This is a genomic window from Palleronia sediminis (genome assembly GCF_004358695.1).
Classification (GTDB): Bacteria; Pseudomonadota; Alphaproteobacteria; order Rhodobacterales; family Rhodobacteraceae; genus Palleronia; species Palleronia sediminis.
Genome location: NZ_SNAA01000012.1, coordinates 1 through 19,564 on the forward strand (window position 1 = coordinate 1; position 19,564 = coordinate 19,564).

Consider the following 19,564-nt stretch of genomic DNA (forward strand, 5'->3'; position numbering starts at 1 on the left):
TTATGACGTGTGACGACAAAATCCGCGCGGATTGCACCTTGCGCTCAGCCTAACTCATTGATTCTTCGTCTTGGCCGATGCGCAGCAGCCGAAAATCACCCCCGGAAGTGTCGAACTTCCGACCCTGAGGATCGGCGGCTCGCTCACGCCGCGCCCCGCGCCGAGAGCCGCGCCCGCGGCGCATAGTCGAAATCGCGGTCGAAGGGAAAGGTCGGCACCGCCTTGCGGCGACGCTCCAGCCGTTCGACATATTGATCCACGACGCCGGGCGACAGCATCATCAGCGCCGGATCGGCCAGCGGCGCCAGCTCGGGCGACAGGTAGCCGGACTTGACCACGAGTATTTCCGCCGCCGCCGGGTCGAGGCCCAGCGCCGTGAAATCGGCAATGTTGTGATAGGGCCGGCGTCGAGCCGACAGAACCAGCGTCACCCCCTCGATCTGCACCACCGCCTGACGCAGCGCGGGAGACGGGTCGTCGGACAGGGTAACGACCCGGACGCTGCCCCGCCACGGGGTCGAGCCGGGATCGAGCGTCGCGCCGATCCCGAGCGACAGCTCGGCCCCCTCGCCCGCGGCAAAGCAGGCCTCGACCGCTGGCCGGTCGCAGATGCCCGCGAAAATCACGCCGCTGGCCTTCTGGCGCAGCAATTCGGCCAGAACCTCGGCCCTGTCGCCCACGCCGCCGCCGGTCGGGTTATCGCCGCTTTCGGCGAGTATCACGGGGTTGGTCGGGCTGGCGATGGCCCGCGCGATACAGGTCTCGATATCGCCCGTCTCGGTGCCGAAGGCGAAATCGTTCCGCGCGTCCCACCAGGCCTGCGCGAGGCTTTCCGCCGCCGCCTCAAGCGCGGGAATGTCGGTGCCGGTCATCACCGCCGCGGCCGTGGCGCGCGGCTCGTCCGCCCAGACATAGCCCACGTTCAGCGACGCGTCCCAGATGCCCTCGGCTGCGTCGATATCGGGAAGGCCGGCATAGAGCGAGTGCGCCGGCTCGTCCTCGGTCGAGGTCCGTTCGCCGGGCAGGACCACCGGCACCGGCGCCCAGACGATCACGGGGCGCGGGCCGGTCAATGCGCGAAACAGCATGTCGACCGCCCGCGCCTGCGTCTCGGGGATGTCGATATGGGGCGCGGTGCGATAGGTCGAGTAGATGTCGAGCGCGTCGATGATCCGCTGCGACAGGTTGCCGTGCAGGTCATAGCTTGCCGCGATCACGCAATCGGGCCCGACGGTGTCGCGGGCCGCGGCGATCCAGTCGCCCTCGGCATCCTCCATCCCCTCGACGAACACGGCCCCGTGCATCGCGAGGTAAAGCCCGTCGAGCGGCAGCGCCGCCTCGAGCGCGGCGAGAAACTCGGCCTTGAAGCCGTCATAGGTCTCGCGCGAGATCGGGCCGCCGGCGATGTTGCGGGCGTAGAAGGTCGGCCGATACTCAGCCGCGTACCGTTTGAGCACGTCGAAATAGGGCTTTTCCAGCATCTCCGCGCCGCGCCAGACGGTGAAATCGCCCTCGGTCATCAGGACGGGGTTGTAGGTCGAGCATTCGGTGTGCAGGCCGCCGACGGCAACACGTTTCATGCGGACTTCCTTTCGGTGGTATCGGGCGTGAGCAGCAGCCGATGCGCCGCGACCGACGCGGCCCCGGCGGCATGTGCGCCGTCGCGCTTGGGGCCGATGTCGATCTGCGTGCGCCGGCGCATCTGCGGCAGCACGTTGGCGTCGATGGATTGCATCATCGCCATGGCGAACAGCCCCTCGGTGGTCTCGGCCTCCATCCGCAGGACGACACGTTCGGGGTTCACGATCTGGATCAGGTGGGCCAGCGCAAGGCCCAGCGCCTCGCCCGCGCCGTGCAGGATGGCGACCGCGCGCTCGTCGCCCTGCGCCGCGGCACGTTCGAGATCGGCCGGCGTGGTGCCGTCCAGCCCGAGCCCGCGCGCGGCTGCGGCCATCGCGCGCAGGCTCGCCACTGTATCGAGGCAGCCGCGCTTGCCGCAGATGCAGGGTTCGCCGCCGGGAGCGACGGTGATATGGGCGATCTCGCCCGCGCCACCCTCGGCCCCGCGGAACAATTGCCGCCCGATCAAGAGCGCGCCGCCGATCCCGTCGGCCACGTCGACCAGCGCGAATGACCGGGCACCGAACCCGCCGAACAGCTTTTCATGGATGGCGAGCGCGTTGGCATCGTTCTCGACCAGCACCGGCAGGCCCAGCGCGGCCGAGGCCATGCGCCCGAGCGGCACGTCGCTCCACCCCATGAGGGTCGAGCGGATGCAGGTGTCCTGCTCGGCATTGACGACGCCCGAGATCGAGATGCCCATGCCATAGACTGCGGCGCGGTCGATACCCGAACCGGCCAGCAGCGCGTCGAGATCGCCGGCCATCGCCGCGCAGATCTCGTCGGGGTCCGTCCGCCCCGGAAGGTCGCGCCGCGCCGCGATCCGCCCGGTGATATCGCACAGCACCATGCGCCCCCGCCCCGGCCGCAGCGACAGCCCGGCGAACCACACCGCCCCCTCGCGCAGGGCAAGCAGGGTCGAGGGCCGCCCGGTACGGCGCACCGTCTCGACCTCGGCGATAAGGCCGAAATCCATGAGCTCGCGCGTGGCGGTGGTGACGGCCGCCTTGGACAGCCCGGCGGCGATGGCAAGCTCGGTCCGGCTGGCCTGCCCGGCCTCGGACAGCGCCCAGAGCAATCTTCGGTGATGATCGCCGGTCTGGATCACATGGAAATTTCCGCTTCGGATGAATTACGTTGACTTTAGTTCACGCCGTAAACCAAAACAAGGAATATGGAGAAGTTGGGGAATAAAGAGGTCCGGCTTCTCGTTCCGGCGACGACAAACTGTGCTGACAGGGAGATGGATATGAAGACGAACGGAAAGAGCTTGCGACGCTATGCGCAGGCCGGCGCGGCCGCGCTGGTCATGCTGACCGCCGCGCAGGCCCAGGCGCAAAGCCTGTCGGTCATGCAAAGCGAGGCGCCGCGTTCGATGGACCCCGCCGACCAGACGGCGTCCTTCACGCAGGTGGTGCTGGCCCCGATGTATGACGGCCTGATCGAGCGCAACAAGGACATGGAGATCGCCCCGCGCTCGCCACCGAATGGACGACCAGCGATGACGGGCTGGAATGGACCTTCACGCTGCGCGAGGGCGTCAGCTTTCACGACGGCACCGCGCTCGATGCCGAGGCGGTCGCGGCCTCGTTCCAGCGCCTTCTGAACCCCGATCTGGGTCTCGCCGCCGCCGGCAAGATCACCGGCCTTCTCGAAGGTGTCGAGGCGGTCGACCCGATGACCGTGCGCTTTACCCTGACCAAGCCCTATTCGGGCTTCGCCGATCTCATGTCGACCTCGGTCGGTTGGGTGGTGAGCCCCGCCGCCGAGGATCTCGGCACCCATGCCGTCGGCACCGGGCCTTTCGAGTTCGTCGAGTACAAGTCCGGCGATTACGTCAGGATGCAGGCCTTCGACGGCTATTGGGGCGACGCGCCCGCGCTCGAGGAAATCGAGTTCCGCTGGTCGCCCGAAAGCTCGGTTCTCGCCATGGCGGTGCAGGCCGACGAGGCCGATGTCGTCAATCCGCTGCCGCCGATCTTTGCCCAGACGGTCGCCGCCAATCCCGAGCTGACGCTGATCGACCAGCCCGGCGCCTTCGTGTTCTGGGTGTCGCTGAACGTCCAGCTCGAGCCGCTGGACCAGCAGAAGGTGCGCCAGGCGCTGAACTTCGCCACCGACCGCGAGGCGCTGGTCGAGGCGCTGCTGCGCGGCTATGGCACGCCGGCCAATTCCCCGCTGGCCCCGACCAACCCGGCCTGGGACGAAAGCCTGAACCCCTATCCCTACGATCCCGAAAAGGCGCGGTCCCTGCTCGAAGAGGCGGGCCTGTCCGACGGGTTCTCGATGTCCGTCGCCGTTCAGGAACCCGAGGCGCAGATCGCCGAGGCGCTTCAGGCGATGTGGTCCGAGATCGGCGTCGATCTCGAGGTGCGGCGCCTCGAAAGCGGCGTCTGGTCCGAGGCGGCCTTCAACGATCCCGAGGCCAAGGCGGCCGACAATCTCGGTGCGGTCATCGCCTCGTGGTCGAGCGGATCGAGCAATGCCGATCTCCAGTTCCGCCCGCTCTACACCACCGAAAGCTGGGCTCCCACGGGCGCCAATCTCGGCTTCTACTCGTCGGACGAGCTCGACCGGCTGGTGAGCGAGGCGGCCGCGACCATGGACGAGGACGCGCGCAACGCGCTCTATGTCGATGCGCAAAAGCTGGTGAACCAGGACGCGCCGCATGTGCTGCTCTACTCGACGCGCGATCTCGCGGCCGCCAAGGCCAATGTCGAAGGGCTGTGGATGAAGCCCGGCGGCGTCCTGATGGTCGAAGACGCCTCGATCTCGGAATAAATCCCGCGAAACCGGGGGGCGGGGCCGCGACGATGGCCCCGCCCCCGCGCGCATGGGGCCGCCCGCGATGAAACGCTATTTCCTGCGAAAGACGATGATGCTGCCGCTCGTTCTGCTGGGCGTGTCCTTCATCATCTTTCTGTCGGTCAGGATGCTGCCCGGCGATCCGGCCCGGCTGATGGCCGGCCCCGAGGCGACGCAGGCGGCCGTCGACAACATGCGCACGCGGCTGGGGCTCGACCAGCCGCTTCTGTTCCAATACGCCCGGTTCCTCGCCAATGCCGCAACGGGCGATTTCGGAACCTCGATCCGTTCGGGCCAACCCGTGGCCGAGGAACTGGCGCCCCGCTTCGTCGCGACGCTCAAGCTGGCCTCAGTCGCCTACCTCTTCGCCACGCTGATCGGCGTGCCGCTGGGGATGGCGGGCGCGGTCTGGCGGGGGCGGGCCATCGACCAGGCGGTGATGCTGATCGCCATTCTCGGGGCGTCGGTCGCCAATTTCTGGCTGGCGCTGGTAATGATGGATTATTTCGCCGTGCAAAAGGGATGGCTCCCGCTGCTCGGATCGGGTTCGGCGGCGCATTACGTCATGCCCGCCATCGCGCTTGGCCTTCTGCCGATGGCGCTGGTGGCGCGCATGACGCGCTCCTCGATGATCGAGACACTGGGCCAGGACTATATCCGCACCGCCCGCGCCAAGGGCCTGAGCGCGGCGCGGGTCTATCGCCGCCACGCCCTGCGCAACGCGCTCATCCCCATCGTGACGATCATCGGGCTGAACTTCGGCGCGGTCATCGGCTCGACCGTCGTGACCGAGACGGTGTTCAACTGGCCCGGCATCGGCCAGATGCTGGTCGATGCGGTGCGCTACCGCGATTACCCGATCATCCAGGGGGTCACGCTTCTGGCGGTGGTCAGCGTCGTGCTGGTCAATTTCATGGCCGAGCTGCTGATCTCGGCGCTCGATCCGCGCGTGAGGTTCGGATGACCTATAGCGCCGCCCTGCCCCGCCTGATGGACTGGAGCCGATGGCTCGGCCGCAGGCCCGCGCTTTTCATCGGCGGCGGCTTGATCGGGCTGATCGTGCTGGCCGCGATCTTCGCGCCGTTGATCGCACCGGTCTCGCCCTATGACCAGAGCCTTCTGAACACGCTCAGGCCGCCCTCGTCCGAGCACCTGTTCGGCACCGATTCCTTCGGCCGCGATATCTTTTCGCGGATCGTCTACGGCGCCCGGCTGTCTCTGCTCGAGGTCGTTCTGGGCGTCGGGATCGCCGTCGTCGTCGGCGTGCCGCAGGGGCTTGTCGCGGGGCTCTATGGCGGGCGGATCGACGGGGTCATCATGTGGGTGACGGATATCGTCTTTGCCTTTCCCGGCATCGTGCTCGCCATCCTGATCGTGTCGATCCTCGGGCCGGGGCTGATGAACATGCTGCTCGCCATCGCGATCTTTTCGGTCCCGGTCTATGCCCGCCTCGTGCGCAACGTCACGCTCGGCCTGCGCGAGATGGAATACGTCCAGGCCGCGCGCGCCCTCGGGGCATCGAACCTGCGGATCATGTTCGACCATATCCTGCGCAACGCCATGGGGCCGATTATCGTACAGTCGACCCTGACCGCGGGCACGGTGGTTTTGACCGCGGCCAGCCTGTCGTTCCTTGGACTGGGCGCGCAGCCACCGATCCCCGAATGGGGCGCGATGATGAGCAACGGGCGCAACTACCTGGGCGTCGCGCTATGGGTCTCGCTGTTTCCGGGGCTGGCCGTGACGGTCACGGTTCTGGGCTTCAACATCCTGGGCGACGGCCTTAACGATCTGCTCGACCCCAGGAGCCGAGGATGAAGCACGCCCCTTCCGCCGCGCAGCGGATCCTCGTCGCCGATATTGGCGGCTCCTTCGTCCGCATGGCCGCGACCGGCACCGGCCCCGGCGATATCGGCGCGGTGCAAAGCCGCCCGACCCCGACCGACGATTTCGCGGCGTTTCTCGACGCGCTTTCGGATCTCGCGCGGGGGCTGTCCGCCGGGGTCGAGCCGACCGCGCCGCTGATCCTGGCGACCGCGGGGCTGTGCGACGCCGCCGCCGGGACGATCCAGGCGGCGAACATTCCCTGTCTTGCCGGCCAGCCGGTTGCGCGGCTGTTGTCGCAGCGGCTGGGGCGGCCCGTCGGCGTGCTGAACGATGCCGACGCCTTCGCGCTGGCCGAGGCCGTGCAGGGCGCGGGGCGGGGACATCGCGTGGTGTTCGGCGCGATCATCGGCACCGGCATCGGCGGCGGGTTGGTCGTCGACGGCCGGCCCGTGCGCGGACATGGCGGGCTAGTGGGCGAATGGGGGCACGGGCCGGTGGCCAACCGGATCCCCGAGACGCTGGGCCGCCCGCTGGAACGAATCCGCTGCGGATGCGGGCAATACGGTTGCGCCGACACGTTCGGCGGCGCGCGGGGGCTCGAACGGCTGCATGCGATGACGGGCCATCCCCCGGCCACGAGCCGCGAGATCACTGTCCGGTGGCGCGACGGCGACCCCGAGGCCGCCCGCACCATCGCGCTCTGGGCCGAGATGCTGTCCGAGCCGCTGGCGCTTGCCGTCAACATCACCGGCGCCTCCATCGTGGCGACCGGCGGGGGGCTGGGCCGCGACGAGGCGTTGATGGCCACGCTCGACCGCGCGCTACGCCTGCGGATCCTGTCGCGCCACGAGGGGCCGATCCTGCATCCCGGCCGGATCGAGCAGGCGGCGCTGACCGGCGGCGCCATCCTCGGCCAGCAGATGCGGCAAAGCCTGTGACCGGGGCCGACACCCGCCCCGCCATGGGACTGATCGGAACGGGGCCATGGGCCGAAACCGTCCACGCCCCGGCCATCGCGGCCCATCCGGGCCTGCGCCTTGCCGGGGTCTGGGGGCGGGACAGGGGCAAGGCCGAAACCCTTGCAGCACAGCTTGCCGTGCCCGTTTTCGACAATGCCGAAGCACTGTTCGCGGCCTGCGACATGGTCGCCCTCGCCGTATCGCCCGCGGCGCAGGCCGTGATCGCCCCCGCCGCCGCGCGGGCGGGTTGTCACCTGCTGCTGGAAAAGCCCCTCGCCCCGACGGCGGCCGAGGGGCGGATCGTCGCCGACGCGATCCGCGAGGCGGGCGTTCGCGCGGTGTCCTTTCACACGCTGACCTTCCTCCCGGCGCTGGTCGCGCGGCTCGGCGCCCTGCGCGATGGCGGCGACGTCGTGGCGGCGCGATACGATTACCGCTCGGACGCGCTGGTAACGGGGCCCTTCGCGTCGTCGGCATGGCGGCAGACACGGGCCGGCGCGCTGTTCGATATCGGCCCGCATGCGCTGTCGATGCTCGAGCCGTTGCTGGGCCGCGTGACCGGCATCGCCTGCCGCACCCTTCGCCATGCCCGTGCCGAGCTGCGGCTGACACATGAGGGCGGCGCTCTGTCCGAGGTCGCCATCGACCTTGCCACCGCCCCCGATGGCGCGCGGCTGCGCGTCGACCGGCGGGACCGTCCGCCCGAATGGATCCGGCCCGAGGTCGATACCGCCGCGGCCTATGGGCGTGCGCTCGACGCGCTGCTGGTCCGGCACCCGGACGAGACCGGCGCCCGGATCGAGACCGCGCTGCGTTATGTCACCCTTCTGGAACGGGCCATCGACGCCGCGCCCGGTGAGGACAGCTTATGAGCGACACCATCGACCGCCTTCTCGCCCATCCCCGCGTCGCCGCCGCCCGCGTCCATCTGCGCGCGGGGCATAACCGGATGGTCGAGGAAATCGTCACCCTGACCGAGATCCCCGCCCCGCCCTTCGCCGAGGCGGCGCGCGCGGCGGCCTATCTCGACATGATGCGCGATGCCGGGCTCGCCGATTGCACGCTGGACGGGATCGGCAACGCGACGGGTCTTGTCCGCGGCGCGAAACGCGAAGCGGCGGTCGTGGTCGCCGCCCATCTCGACACCGTCTTTCCGGCAGGGACCGACGTGACCGTCCGCCGCGAGGGCACGCGGCTTTTCGCGCCCGGCGTGGGCGACGATACGCGCGGCCTTGCCGTCAATCTCGCGATCATGCGCGCGATCACGGCCGCGGGGATCGTACCCCGCCGCGACATTCTGTTCGTCGGCGATGTCGGCGAAGAGGGCGCGGGCGATCTGCGCGGCATCCGCCATCTGCTGACCGAAGGCCCTCATGCCGGGCGCGTCGGCGCTTTTTTTACCGTCGACGGGCTGGACAGCGGGAACCTCGTGACCGAGGCGGTGGGCTCGCTGCGCTACCGCGTCCGGTTCACCGGTCCGGGCGGGCATAGCTGGCTCGATTTCGGCACGGTGAACCCGGCCAATGCGCTCGGCGCCTTTGCCGCCGGGCTGGCAGAGCTGTCCCTGCCGCAGACGCCTCCGACCACCTGTTCCATGACGCGGATGGGCGGCGGCACCTCGGTCAATACCATCCCCGAAGAGGTCTGGGTCGATCTCGATCTGCGCTCGGTCTCGGCCGAGGCGCTGGACCGGCTCGACGCCGAGATGCGTGCCCTGGCCGAGACCGCGGTCGCGGCCGAGAACGCGCGCAACGGCAACGGGCAGGTCGCGGTGCATCTGGACAAGATCGGCAACCGCCCCGCCGGCCGCACGCCGCCCGACGCGTCCATCGTCGCCGACACGGTCGCGGCACTCGGCGCGCTGGGGTTCACGCCGCGGCTGGGCGCGTCCTCGACCGATGCCAACATCCCCATGAGCCTCGGCATCCCCGCGGTCGGGATCGGCTCGGGCGGGACGGGCGGTCGGGCGCATACGCTCGACGAATGGATCGACACCGCGCCCGAACTGTCGCTGCGCGGTGTCGAGGCCGTGCTGCTGGCCGTTCTCGCCGCCGCCGGGATCGACGACGCCGCCTGAGCCGCGCCGTGCGGCCCGGCGCCCGCGTCAGGCCGCGGCCCTTTTCTCGGCGCGGCGTTCGCCGGGAAACACGAGGTAATAGAACACCGGCGCGGCGATCATCGTCAGGATCGTGGCAAAGCCCAGGCCCCCCATGATGGTCACGGCCATCGACGCAAAGAACGCGTCCGACAACAACGGCACCATGCCGAGGATCGTCGTGATCGCCGCCAGCAGCACCGGCCGCAAACGCGATGTCGACGCCTCGACCACGGCGCGGGTGAAGGGCACGCCGTCGGCGCGGGTCAGGTCGATCTCTTCGACGAGGACGATCCCGTTCTTGAGCAGCATCCCCGACAGCGACAGCAGACCCAGCAGCGCGGTAAAGCTGAAGGGCAGCCCCGTGGCCAGCAACCCGATGGCCACGCCGTTCACCGCCATGGGCACCAGCAGCCACACGACAAGCGGCTGGCGCAGCTTCTGGAACAGAAGGATGGAGATCAGCACCATGATGAGCAGCGAAATGGGGAGCTGGCGACCCAGCGATTCCTGCGCATCGGACGAGCTTTCGAACTCGCCGCCCCATTCCAGCTTGTAGCCTTCGGGCAGGGCGATCTCTTCGACGGTGCCGCGTATCTCGGTAAAGACACCGGCCGCGTTGACGCCTGCGGGCACGCCCGCCTCGACCGTGATCGTCGGCAATCGGTTGCGCCGCTGGATCAGGGTGTCCTGCGCCTCGTATTCGAACCCGTCGAGCAACTGCTCCAGCGGGATCGAGGTCTGCGCCGCCTCGGAATAGACCGGCTGGCCGATCAGGTGCTCGCCCCCTTCGGTCGAGGCGCCGGGCATGCGCACGAGGATCGGGATCAGCCGGCTGTCCTCGCGATAGGTGCCCGCGCGCACGCCGTCGGTGGCGTATTGCAGCGCCTGCGCCACGTCGCTGCGCGTCACGCCGGCCGTCTTGGACCGGCCCTCGTCGTAGATCGGCAGGATCGCCAGTTCGCGCTCGCGCCAATCGGTGCGCAGATCCTGAAGCTGGTCCGACGCCGCCAGCATCCGCTCTTCGGCCTCGCGGGCGAGGCGGCGCAGAACGTCCGGGTCCGGCCCCGAGAAGCGCACGGCGATGGGCGCGCCACCCCCCGGCCCGAAGGCAAGGCGCTCGGTGCGGAACTCGCCCTGCGGCAGGGCATTGCGCCCGAAGGTCTCGAGATCGGCCCGCAGATCGGGGATCTGTTCGAGCGTATCGGTGCGGATGATGAGGTGGCCATAGGTGGGCAGGCCTTCCTCGGGGGCATAGGTCAGCATGAAGCGCGAGGCCCCGCCACCGATGAAGGTCGAGAACGCCGTGACCTCGGGGCGGTCCGACAGCCATTCCTCGACCACGGCCATGTCCGCGGCGGTCGCCTTGATGCTGCCGCCCTGCGGAAGCTTGTAATGGACGTAGAACAGCGGCGTGTTCGAGTCGGGAAAGAACTGCTGCTTGACCTGCCCGAAACCCCAGTAGCAGGCGACCGTCAGCCCCAGCAGGCCCGCGACCACGAGCCACCTGAGCCTGAGCGCCACGCGCAACGTCGCCGCATAGGCCCGGAACACCGGCCCGTCATAGGCGCCGCCATCGTCGCCCGAGCCCGTGACGAAGAAGTAATGCGCCAGCAGCGGCGAAACCGTGATCGCCAGAACCCAGGACAGCAGCAGCGAAATCCCGATCACCGCGAAAAGCGAGAACAGGAACTCGCCAGTGGCATCGGGCGACAGGCCGATCCCGGCAAAGGCCATGATCCCGATCACCGTCGCCCCCAACAGGGGGATCTGCGTCTTGCGGGCGGTGTCCTCGGCCGCCTCGCGCGAGGATTTGCCGTGCGCCATGTCGCTTTGCATCCCCTCGGCCACGACGATGGCGTTATCGACCAGCATCCCCATCGCGATGATGAGCGCCCCGAGCGAGATACGCTCCATCTCGATGCCGAAGATCGCCATGAAGAACACCGTGCCCACGACGGTCAAAAGCAGCGTCGTGCCCACCACCAGCGCCGACCGCCATCCCATGAACAGCGCCAGCACCACGATGACGATGACGACCGACATGGCGAGGTTCAGCAGAAAGGCGTTCGACGCCTCGTCGACGACGACATGCTGCTGGTAAATCGGGTTGAGATCGACCCCCACGGGAATGTCGGGCTGCAACTGCGCGATCCGTTCATCCACCCGGTTGCCCACGTCGACGATGTTCAGCCCCGCCTTGCCCGAGACGCCCAGGGTGAACGCCTCCTGCCCGTCATAGCGGATGATCATCGCGGGCTCTTCGGTGCGGCCGCGCGACACGGTGGCGAAATCGGTCAGATCGACGATCTCGCCGCCGACCCCGATCGTGAGGTTGCGGATCTGGTCGACCGAGGTCGAGCCCGAGGGCGCGTCGATGCGGATGCGTTGCCCCGCCTGCTCGACCGAGCCCGCGGGCACGACCGAGGTAGCGTCGGCTATGGCGCCCACGATCGCACCGGGCGCGACCCCGAGATTGGCCACGATGGCGGGCTCGGGCTCGACGAAGATCGCCTCTTCGGGCAGGCCCATGATCGAGACATCGGCGACCCCGTCGACCGTCAGGATCTCGCGCCGCAGGAAATCCGCGATGTCGTGGATCTCGGCATCGGAGAATCCCGGCGCGGTGATCGCGTAGAAGATCCCGTAGACGTCCCCGAACGAGTCGTTGACGATCGAGGTGCCGGCATCCGCGGGCAGCACCGATTGCGCGTCGCTCACACGGGCGCGCAGCTTGTCCCATATCTGCGGAAGCTCGGAGCCGTCATAGGTGTTCGCGATCTCGACGCTGATCCGGCTTAACCCCGGCTTGTTGGACGAGGTGATGACATCCAGCTCGCGCATCTGCTGGATCGCGGTCTCGAGCGGTTCCGAAACCTCGCGCGCGACCTCTTCGGCCGTGGCGCCGGGATAGGAGGTGAGGACGATGGCGTTCTTGATGGTGAATGCCGGATCCTCGAGCCGGCCGATCGTGGCGAATCCCCAGACCCCGCCCAGAAGACAGATCAGCATGAGCAGCCAGGTCAGAAGCGACCTGTCGATGGCGGCGCGCGCGATGGACATGGGCCTATTCCCCGATTGCCGTGAAGCGGCGGACCTTTTGCCCGTCGCGCAGTTGCGATCCGCCGCTCACGACGATCTTGGTTCCGGCGGGCGGCCCCTCGACCAGCCCGATCCGGGCGTCGTCGCGCATGTCGATCTCGACCGGGCGCCACTCGACCGATCCGACGTCCCCGCCGTCGCCGGGAAGGAACACCATCACGCCGGGTTGCCGGTCGGCGTCGAAGACCAGCGCCGTTTCGGGCAGCAGGATCGTCTCGCCCTCGGGGCGTTCGGCGCGGGCCGTGACCGTCACCGACGCCCCCGGAAGCACCCATGACGGCACCTCGCCGGTAAAGCCGAGCGTCATGGAATAGGTCTGCGCGATCTCGGCGGTCTCGGCCTCGTATTCGCGCAGCTCGAGCGGGTAGGCCTGGGGATCGCCGGGGAAGGTGGCGTCGAACGTCACCTCGCGCCCGCCCGACGCGCTGCGGAACAGGACCTCGGGCACCTCGATATCGACGCGCAGCTCGGACATGTCGTGCAGCCGCACCACCGGCGTTCCCGCAGCGACCGTGCTGTAATTGGCAAGCTCGCGCCGGGCGACCAGCGCGTCGAACGCGGTCTTCAGCGTCGCGTCCTCGAGCCGGTCGCGCGCCTCTTCGGCGGCGATGCGCGCCAGGTCGACCGTTGTCTGGGCGTCGCGCACCTGCACCGCCGAGATGGCCGACCCCTGGAGTTCCTGAAGCCGGGCGAGATCGCGTTCGGCCTTGGCCAGATCGACCTCGGCGCGGTCGACGGCGCGCTGGAACGGCGTCAGGTCAAGCTGCGCGACCAGATCGCCGCTGGTCAGGCGCGTGCCCTCGGTCACGGGAAACTCGGTGATCTGTCCGGCGACCTGGAACGCCAGGTCGACCGTCTCGCGGGCGCGGACCCGGCCGAAGAACTCGCGCTCGAGCGCGCCGCCCCCCGGCTCGAGCGTCTCGAGCTTGACCGGCCGCGGCTTTGGCTCGGGCGCCGCGTCGTCCTGCGCGAGGGCGGGAAAGGCGAGGCAGGCCAGCAGGGCGACGACAAGGGGCTTGAGGGTCATGGCGATCTCGATCTCTGCTCGGAGAGGGTCGAGATAGGCGGAACGCCGCCAGACCGCCAGCCCCGGCGGATCAAGCCATCGTGCAGGCGCGGCATGCGCCCGGCCCGATCAGCCTTCGGCCTTGTCGGCCCCGTCGGCGATGTCGATCAGCCGGTCGATATGGCGGGCGAACGGGCGCGTCGCGCTCCACCCCAGGGCGGCGCCGCCCACGACGGCCCATGCCGGCGGGATCACCGGCAACCCCAGCCACGACCCGATCAGCGTGGCAAAGAACAGGTTGACCGCCACCGCCCCGGCCCCGAAGGGCCAGAGCATCAGCGTTATGCGCGTGACGCGGGTCATTTGCGCTGCACGAGCCGGTGGACGAGCCAGAGCGCGACGAGAAAGCTCAGCGTCGCCAGCGCATAGGAAATCTCGGCCGTGGCGCTTTGCGCGGCGGGCACGGGGCGCTCGAACCCCTCGGCCAGCGCAAGGCCGGGCACGGTCGTCGCGGCGAGGAAAACAAGGTTCGGCAATGCGGAAAGTCGCATGGGGATCACTCCGTCGTCAGGGTTCTGTAGATGTCGGGCAGGGCCTGGGCCAGCCGTTCGGGATGGGGGATGAGGTGAAAGCCGCCGCGTCCGAAGATGCGGGCGAACCAGTCCTGCCCGTCCTCGTCGACGATGACGCCGTGGACATGCTGGCCGGTGCGCCGCGCCTCGAGCACGGCCATGCGGCTGTCCTCGATCCCGTGGCGGCCCTCGTAATGGTCGAGATCGTTGGGCTTGCCGTCGGTGAGCACCAGCAAGAGCCGCCGCGACGCGCCCTCTTTCGCAAGCTGCGCGGAGCTGTGGCGGATCGCGGCGCCCAGCCGGGTATAATGGCCGGGCTTCATCGCGCCGATGGCGTCGATGACGGGCGGGCCGAACGGATCGTCGAAGGACTTGCAGCGGGTCAGGAACACCCGGTCGCGTTTCAGCGACGAGAACCCCCAGATGCCCAACCGGTCGCCCGCGGCGTCGATGCCGCCGGCCAGCGCGGCCAGCGTGTCGCGCGCCACGTCGATCACGCAGGTCTCGCCTACCGCGGCCTCGGTCGAGCGCGAGCAATCCATCAGGATCGCCACCGACAGATCCCGTTCGACCTTGCGCGCCGATTGCCAGATGCGGTCGCTGCCGCGGCCCGTGGCGGCGAGCTCGGCCCGCGCGGTCACGACCGCGTTGAGATCGAGTTCGGCGCCGTCGATCTGGCGCGGCCGCAGGACGCGCCGCGGCAAGAGCGTCTCGAACTGGCGGCGCACGGCACGCGCGCGGGCCGGGTCCGGCGTGAACGGCCGGTCGGGATCGGGCACCGCGGGCGCGTCCAGCACCCGGCAATGGTCGGGCATGTAGGTGCGGGTGCGGCAATTCCATTCGGGATAGGTATGCGTCCCGGCGAGCTTTTCGTGATCGGCATCGGCGGGTGACAGGTCGAGATGCAGGCGCAGCCGCGTCGCGGCCCGCTTTTCGTTGCGGGTCAGGGTGATCTCGTCCTGGTCCTCGGCGGCCTTCTGCGCGTTCTCGTCGTCGTCGTCATCCACCGACCGGTTGAGGTTCATCGACTCGACCCACGACAGGATCGACTCGAACCGGTGCACGATGAGGCTGTCCTTGCGGTCGGCCTGGTCGAGATCCTTGCGAAGGCCCAGCTTACGGGTCTTGGTCGCGATCGCGCCGGGGGGCGGCGTCGTCTCGGAGGGGGTGTCGCCCGCCGCGCGGCCCGTGCCGAGCCGCGTCAGGTGCAACCAGATCGGCACAGGCGCAAAGGGCATGTCGCCCGAGGGGAGCGCATCGGGATCGGGCGCCGTGCCGGCCGTCAGGGCCGCGCGCAGCGCCCGTTCGACCGCGGCCTCGCGACCCGGCAGCGCGACCGAGGGCCGCGCGTCGAGCACCAGCGCACACATCGCGGCATAGGCCGGGCGCAGGCCGGGGCATTCGTCAAAGGCGCGTTCGGCCAGTACCATGTTGGCGGCGATCTGGGCCGCGTCGCCTTCGGTCTCGGGCAGATCGTCCTCGGTGCAGAAGGCTGCCAGCGCGGTCAGCCACAGATAGGCGGCACGGTTCAGCCCGGTTTCGGGAAAGACCTCGAGCCGCGGGGGCAGCGCGAGCGCGGTGCCGTCGAAGCCCGCGCGCAGGATCGTTTCGCGCCCCGTGCCGAAACGGCGCCGCAGCGTGCGGCGGTGCAGCGCGGGGACGGGAACCGCCTCGCGCAGGTCCACCCCCTCGGCCCCGCCCAGCGCGCGGTAGAGCACGGCAAGCGACGGGCGCACCGAGGCCAGCGTCACCGCCGCCTCGGGATAGACCGCCGCGGCGCCCAGCCCTTCGGCCAGGCCGTGCCAGATCTTGCCGACGGTTTCCTCGGGCTCCATCAGGTCGAGAGGGTGCAGTGCCATGGTTCAGCCCCAGGTCGTGGCGACGAGGTCGCGCAGCGCGATGCGCACGTCGTCATCGTCGGTGAGCGGTTCGACCACGGCCGCGTCGAGCGCCCGCTCGACCGCCATTCCGCCCGCGATCAGCGTGGCCGCATAGATCAGCAGGCGGGTCGAGACGCCCTCTTCGAGATCCATTCCCGACAGCGCCCGGATGCGCCCCGCGAGCCGGATCAACGGCTTGACCCGCTCGGGGTCGAGGCCGCTTTCATGCGCGACCACGGCCGTTTCCGTGACGGGATCGGGGAAGTCGAATGAGATCGACAGGAAACGCTGCCGCGTCGACGGCTTGAGCCGCTTGAGCACGTTCTGGTAGCCGGGGTTGTAGCTGGCCACCAGCATGAAGCCCGGCGGCGCCTTGAGCTCTTCGCCGGTGCGGTCGATCATCAGCGTGCGGCGGTCGTCGGTCAGCGGGTGCAGCACGACCGTCACGTCCTTGCGCGCCTCGACCACCTCGTCGAGATAGCAGATCGCGCCTTCGCGCACGGCGCGGGTCAGCGGCCCGTCGACCCATTCGGTGCCGCCGCCGCGCAGCAGGTAACGCCCGATCAGGTCGGCGGCGGACAGGTCGTCATGGCAGGCGACGGTATAGAGCTTGCGGCCCGTCGCGGCGGCCATGTGCTCGACAAAGCGCGTCTTGCCGCAGCCGGTCGGCCCCTTCAGAAGAAGGGGCAAACCGTTTTTGTGGGCCGTCTCGAACAGCGTGCACTCGTCGCCCGTGGGCTGATAGTGCGGCAGTCCGCGGGGTGGTGTCATGGCGGTCATGGTCATTCTCCCGCGATCGCGTCGGAGGTGGCGGGCGCGGGGTTGGCGCGACCCGGTTCGATCACTTCCTCGCGGCGCACGACGAGCGTGGCGTAGATGAAGAGAAGCGCCCCGAGAACCACCGCGACACCCGAGCCCCAGCGCATGATGTAGAACAGCACGAGGTCGTCCTGAACCGTCATGTAGTACTCGCCCAGCACGCGCTGCATATGCGTCTGGATCGTGCCCGCAAAGGTCAGCACGAAGGTCATGAACGCCATGCCGCCCGTCATCAGCCAGAACGACACCATGTTCAGCACCTGGTTATAGGGCTGGCGATTGCGCAGGATCGGCATCGCGTAGGTGAACATCGCGAGGTTCAGGGCCACATAGGCGCCGTAGAAGGACAGGTGCCCGTGGGCGGCGGTGATCTGCGTGCCGTGGCTGTAGTAGTTCACCCCGTGCAGCGTGTGCAGGAACCCCCACACCCCGGCGCCGAAGAAGGCGACGGTGCTGGCCCCCAGCGACCACAGGAGCGCGGCCTTGTTGGGGTGATTGCGCCGGCCCTTCCAGACCATGATGAAGGCAAAGGACATCATGAGGAAGAACGGCACGACCTCGAAGGTCGAGAAGATGCTGCCCAGCCACTGCCAGTAGGGCGGCGTGCCGATCCAGTAGAAGTGGTGCCCGGTCCCCAGAATCCCCGAGAACAGCGCCGTGGCGACGATGACATAGAGCCATTTCTCGACGATCTCGCGGTCGACCCCGGTCAGCTTGAGCAGGATGAAGGCGAGGATCGAGGCCATCACGAGCTCCCAGGTCGCCTCGACCCAGAGGTGCACGACGAACCACCAGTACATCTTGTCGAGCGACAGGTTGCCCGGATTGATGAAGGAAAAGATCCACAGCAGCGACAGAAGCCACAGCCCCATCAGCAGGACGTTGGTGATCGCGGTCTTGCGGCCCTTGAGCACCGTCATCGAGATGTTGACGAGGAAGATCACCGCGGCGACGAGAATGCCGAGGCGCACCCAGAGCGGCTGCTCGAGGAACTCGCGCCCGCCATGGACCTTGAAGCCGTAGCCGATTACCGCGCCCAGCGTCCCCACCATGAGGATCACGAGTTGCAGGTAGGCCAGCTTGGACGACCAGATCTCGCGCTCGGACTCCTCGGGGATGAGGAAATAGGCGGCCCCGAAAAAGCCCAGCAGGAGCCAGACGATCAGCGCGTTGGTGTGGATCATGCGGATGATGTGGAAGGGAAAGACCTCGGCCAGGAAGTTGGGCTGGACATAGACCCAGCCCGCGGTCAGGCCGCCCAGCACCTGCACGGCGAACAATGCCATCGCGCATACGAAATACGCGTAGGCGATCTTTTGCGTTTGATATTTCATTCTCTCAGCTCCTCAGCCGGCGTCGTTCGGGGGCCAGTTCTGGGTGTCGGTCTGGTCTGCCCAGCGAAGGAACTCGGCCAGGCCGCGCTTGTCCTCCTCGGTCAGGTCGAAATGCGGCATCTGACGGCGGCCCTCGATGCCCGAGGGCTGGGCCTCGATCCAGCCGTCCATGATCTCGAAGGCGGCCTCGGGATCGTCCTGCACCCCCCATCGGGTCATCACGTTGCCGAGCTCGGGGGCGAAATAGGCGCCCTCGCCGTGCAACGTGTGGCAGTTGATGCAGCTGTTTCGTTCCCAGACATGCTTGCCATGCAGAACGGCATCGCTCAGCGGCATTCCGGCGGTTGATTTTGTCACGATGTAGTTGTGACTCTGGACGGTAAGCGCAACGAAGATCAGGACGAAGAAGATCGACCCTCCGTAAAAAATGTTGCGCGCCCGTGCCTTGGTCAGGATCTCGGCCATGCTCGGGCCCCCTTCGACAGTTGACGACTGGGGCCGTTCTAATGGCGAATGTGGAATGCGTATTTGCGACAGCGCAAGTTTTCGGATTTCCTGCCGGCCGACGGCGCGTCAGTCGAGCGTGGGGAAATACTCCGCCGGCGCCAGTCGCCGCGGGCCCCGGCCGGCATCGCCCGCCTCGAGCAGAACGATACCGGGGCCGGGCTCGCCGTCCTTGCCCAGCGCGCGGCGCATCGCCACGACGCCCTGCCGGATCGGGTCGTCGAACGGGGCGGCAAGCACGCGCCCGTTGCCCAGCCCGCGCAGCACCGCGTGGCTGATATAGGTGGCGAGCAGGCCGGGGCGGTCATCCTCGGGCCGGGCGGCGAAGAGGCCCATCGCGGCCTCGATCGCGGGGGCGCTGCCGATCAGGTAATCGGCCTCGGGATGACGTGCCAGCGCATCCTCGACCGCGCCGAGCTGCTGGCGCAGCCCGGTATCCGCGCCGAAGCTGTCGGCGATCGCCACCGCGCTTTCGGCCAGCCCCTCGCGCAGCCCCGCCTCGAGAAGCACGCTCCACGCCGCCTCGGGCGGGCCTGAGACGACGACGGCCGTCCGGGGCGGCGTGCCGGCGGGGTGGCGCGCGGCGAGGTATCGCCCGACGGCCCGCCCCATGTCGCGCCAGTCCACGCCGATCCGCGCGCTCAGCGCGTCGGAGTCCAGCGCGTTCACGAGGCCGAAGACCGGCGTTTCGCGCGCGGCCCGCGCGATGGCGTCGGTCATGGCGGGGTAATCGGAATCGACGGCGCCGATCAGGATGGCATCCGCGCCGCGGGCCTCGCATTCCGCGACCTGCGCCACCTGCCGGTCGAGCGCGCGATAGCCGCCCGCCTCGTGAAACACCACCTGCGCATCGGCGCGCGCGGCCTCGCGCTCGATCCCGTAGCCCACGCTCAGCCAGTATTCGTCCTTGAAATGGGGCACCAGCACGCAGACCAGCGGCCTGTCCGCGGCCGTGGCCAGCCCGGCCGCCAGCACCGCGCAGAGCCACAGGGCGGCGATTGAACCGGCACGGGCCGCCCCGTAATGTCCGGTCATGCGACG

The 19,564-nt window shown here is 68.8% G+C and carries 18 protein-coding genes; 7 read left to right on the plus strand and 11 right to left on the minus strand.

Features of this window, described 5'->3' with window-relative positions; translation table 11 throughout:
* Positions 1–143: 143 nt before the first annotated feature.
* Both E2L08_RS11105 and E2L08_RS11110 read right to left on the minus strand, forming a co-directional pair.
* Entirely contained in the window at positions 144–1,580 is a 1,437-nt protein-coding gene (locus E2L08_RS11105) for a M81 family metallopeptidase (protein WP_133397157.1), read from the minus strand.
* Positions 1,577–2,728, minus strand: a complete 1,152-nt coding sequence (locus E2L08_RS11110) for an ROK family transcriptional regulator (protein ID WP_133397158.1) — start codon at positions 2,726–2,728, stop codon at positions 1,577–1,579. The genes E2L08_RS11105 and E2L08_RS11110 overlap by 4 nt, the downstream gene beginning before the upstream one ends.
* Before the next feature lie 66 nt (positions 2,729–2,794).
* On the opposite strand from E2L08_RS11110, the gene E2L08_RS17280 reads away from it, so the two are divergent.
* The 7 genes from E2L08_RS17280 to E2L08_RS11140 all read left to right on the plus strand — a co-directional run bounded on the left by E2L08_RS17280 (position 2,795) and on the right by E2L08_RS11140 (position 9,288).
* On the plus strand, positions 2,795–3,226 hold the full coding sequence (locus E2L08_RS17280) for a hypothetical protein (RefSeq protein ID WP_240758207.1): 432 nt from the start codon (positions 2,795–2,797) through the stop codon (positions 3,224–3,226).
* Positions 3,148–4,401, plus strand: coding sequence for an ABC transporter substrate-binding protein (locus E2L08_RS11115; RefSeq protein WP_240758215.1), 1,254 nt, complete (start codon positions 3,148–3,150; stop codon positions 4,399–4,401). Before E2L08_RS17280 ends, E2L08_RS11115 begins: the two co-directional genes overlap by 79 nt.
* A gap of 67 nt (positions 4,402–4,468) precedes the next feature.
* Entirely contained in the window at positions 4,469–5,389 is a 921-nt protein-coding gene (locus tag E2L08_RS11120) for an ABC transporter permease (protein WP_133397159.1), read from the plus strand.
* Positions 5,386–6,243 (plus strand): ABC transporter permease, encoded by an 858-nt coding sequence (locus tag E2L08_RS11125; protein ID WP_133397160.1) that lies wholly within the window; start codon positions 5,386–5,388, stop codon positions 6,241–6,243. Before E2L08_RS11120 ends, E2L08_RS11125 begins: the two co-directional genes overlap by 4 nt.
* Positions 6,240–7,190 (plus strand): ROK family protein, encoded by a 951-nt coding sequence (locus E2L08_RS11130; RefSeq protein WP_133397161.1) that lies wholly within the window; start codon positions 6,240–6,242, stop codon positions 7,188–7,190. The genes E2L08_RS11125 and E2L08_RS11130 overlap by 4 nt, the downstream gene beginning before the upstream one ends.
* Entirely contained in the window at positions 7,187–8,083 is an 897-nt protein-coding gene (locus E2L08_RS11135) for a Gfo/Idh/MocA family protein (protein WP_133397162.1), read from the plus strand. Before E2L08_RS11130 ends, E2L08_RS11135 begins: the two co-directional genes overlap by 4 nt.
* Positions 8,080–9,288 carry a M20/M25/M40 family metallo-hydrolase gene (locus tag E2L08_RS11140; protein WP_133397163.1) on the plus strand — a complete coding sequence of 403 codons (1,209 nt, stop codon included), beginning with the start codon at positions 8,080–8,082 and terminating at the stop codon, positions 9,286–9,288. Before E2L08_RS11135 ends, E2L08_RS11140 begins: the two co-directional genes overlap by 4 nt.
* A gap of 27 nt (positions 9,289–9,315) precedes the next feature.
* On the opposite strand, the gene E2L08_RS11145 is transcribed toward E2L08_RS11140, so the two are convergent.
* The 9 genes from E2L08_RS11145 to torT all read right to left on the minus strand — a co-directional run bounded on the left by E2L08_RS11145 (position 9,316) and on the right by torT (position 19,558).
* Positions 9,316–12,369 (minus strand): efflux RND transporter permease subunit, encoded by a 3,054-nt coding sequence (locus E2L08_RS11145; RefSeq protein WP_133397164.1) that lies wholly within the window; start codon positions 12,367–12,369, stop codon positions 9,316–9,318.
* A gap of 4 nt (positions 12,370–12,373) precedes the next feature.
* Positions 12,374–13,435, minus strand: coding sequence for an efflux RND transporter periplasmic adaptor subunit (locus E2L08_RS11150; RefSeq protein WP_133397165.1), 1,062 nt, complete (start codon positions 13,433–13,435; stop codon positions 12,374–12,376).
* 108 nt (positions 13,436–13,543) lie between these two features.
* The gene (locus tag E2L08_RS11155; RefSeq protein ID WP_133397166.1) at positions 13,544–13,777 is read right to left on the minus strand and encodes an NnrT protein; all 234 of its coding nucleotides are present in this window, start codon (positions 13,775–13,777) and stop codon (positions 13,544–13,546) included.
* Positions 13,774–13,965 carry a hypothetical protein gene (locus E2L08_RS11160; RefSeq protein WP_133397167.1) on the minus strand — a complete coding sequence of 64 codons (192 nt, stop codon included), beginning with the start codon at positions 13,963–13,965 and terminating at the stop codon, positions 13,774–13,776. Before E2L08_RS11160 ends, E2L08_RS11155 begins: the two co-directional genes overlap by 4 nt.
* Positions 13,966–13,970: 5 nt before the next feature.
* Entirely contained in the window at positions 13,971–15,845 is a 1,875-nt protein-coding gene (locus tag E2L08_RS11165) for a nitric oxide reductase activation protein NorD (RefSeq protein WP_133397168.1), read from the minus strand.
* A gap of 3 nt (positions 15,846–15,848) precedes the next feature.
* The gene (locus tag E2L08_RS11170) at positions 15,849–16,652 is read right to left on the minus strand and encodes a CbbQ/NirQ/NorQ/GpvN family protein (RefSeq protein ID WP_168771123.1); all 804 of its coding nucleotides are present in this window, start codon (positions 16,650–16,652) and stop codon (positions 15,849–15,851) included.
* Positions 16,649–18,019 (minus strand): cbb3-type cytochrome c oxidase subunit I, encoded by a 1,371-nt coding sequence (locus tag E2L08_RS11175; RefSeq protein ID WP_133397170.1) that lies wholly within the window; start codon positions 18,017–18,019, stop codon positions 16,649–16,651. Before E2L08_RS11175 ends, E2L08_RS11170 begins: the two co-directional genes overlap by 4 nt.
* Positions 18,020–18,031: 12 nt before the next feature.
* Positions 18,032–18,484 (minus strand): c-type cytochrome, encoded by a 453-nt coding sequence (locus E2L08_RS11180; protein WP_133397171.1) that lies wholly within the window; start codon positions 18,482–18,484, stop codon positions 18,032–18,034.
* 108 nt (positions 18,485–18,592) lie between these two features.
* Positions 18,593–19,558, minus strand: a complete 966-nt coding sequence (torT, locus tag E2L08_RS11185; RefSeq protein ID WP_168771124.1) for a TMAO reductase system periplasmic protein TorT — start codon at positions 19,556–19,558, stop codon at positions 18,593–18,595.
* Positions 19,559–19,564 lie beyond the last annotated feature (6 nt).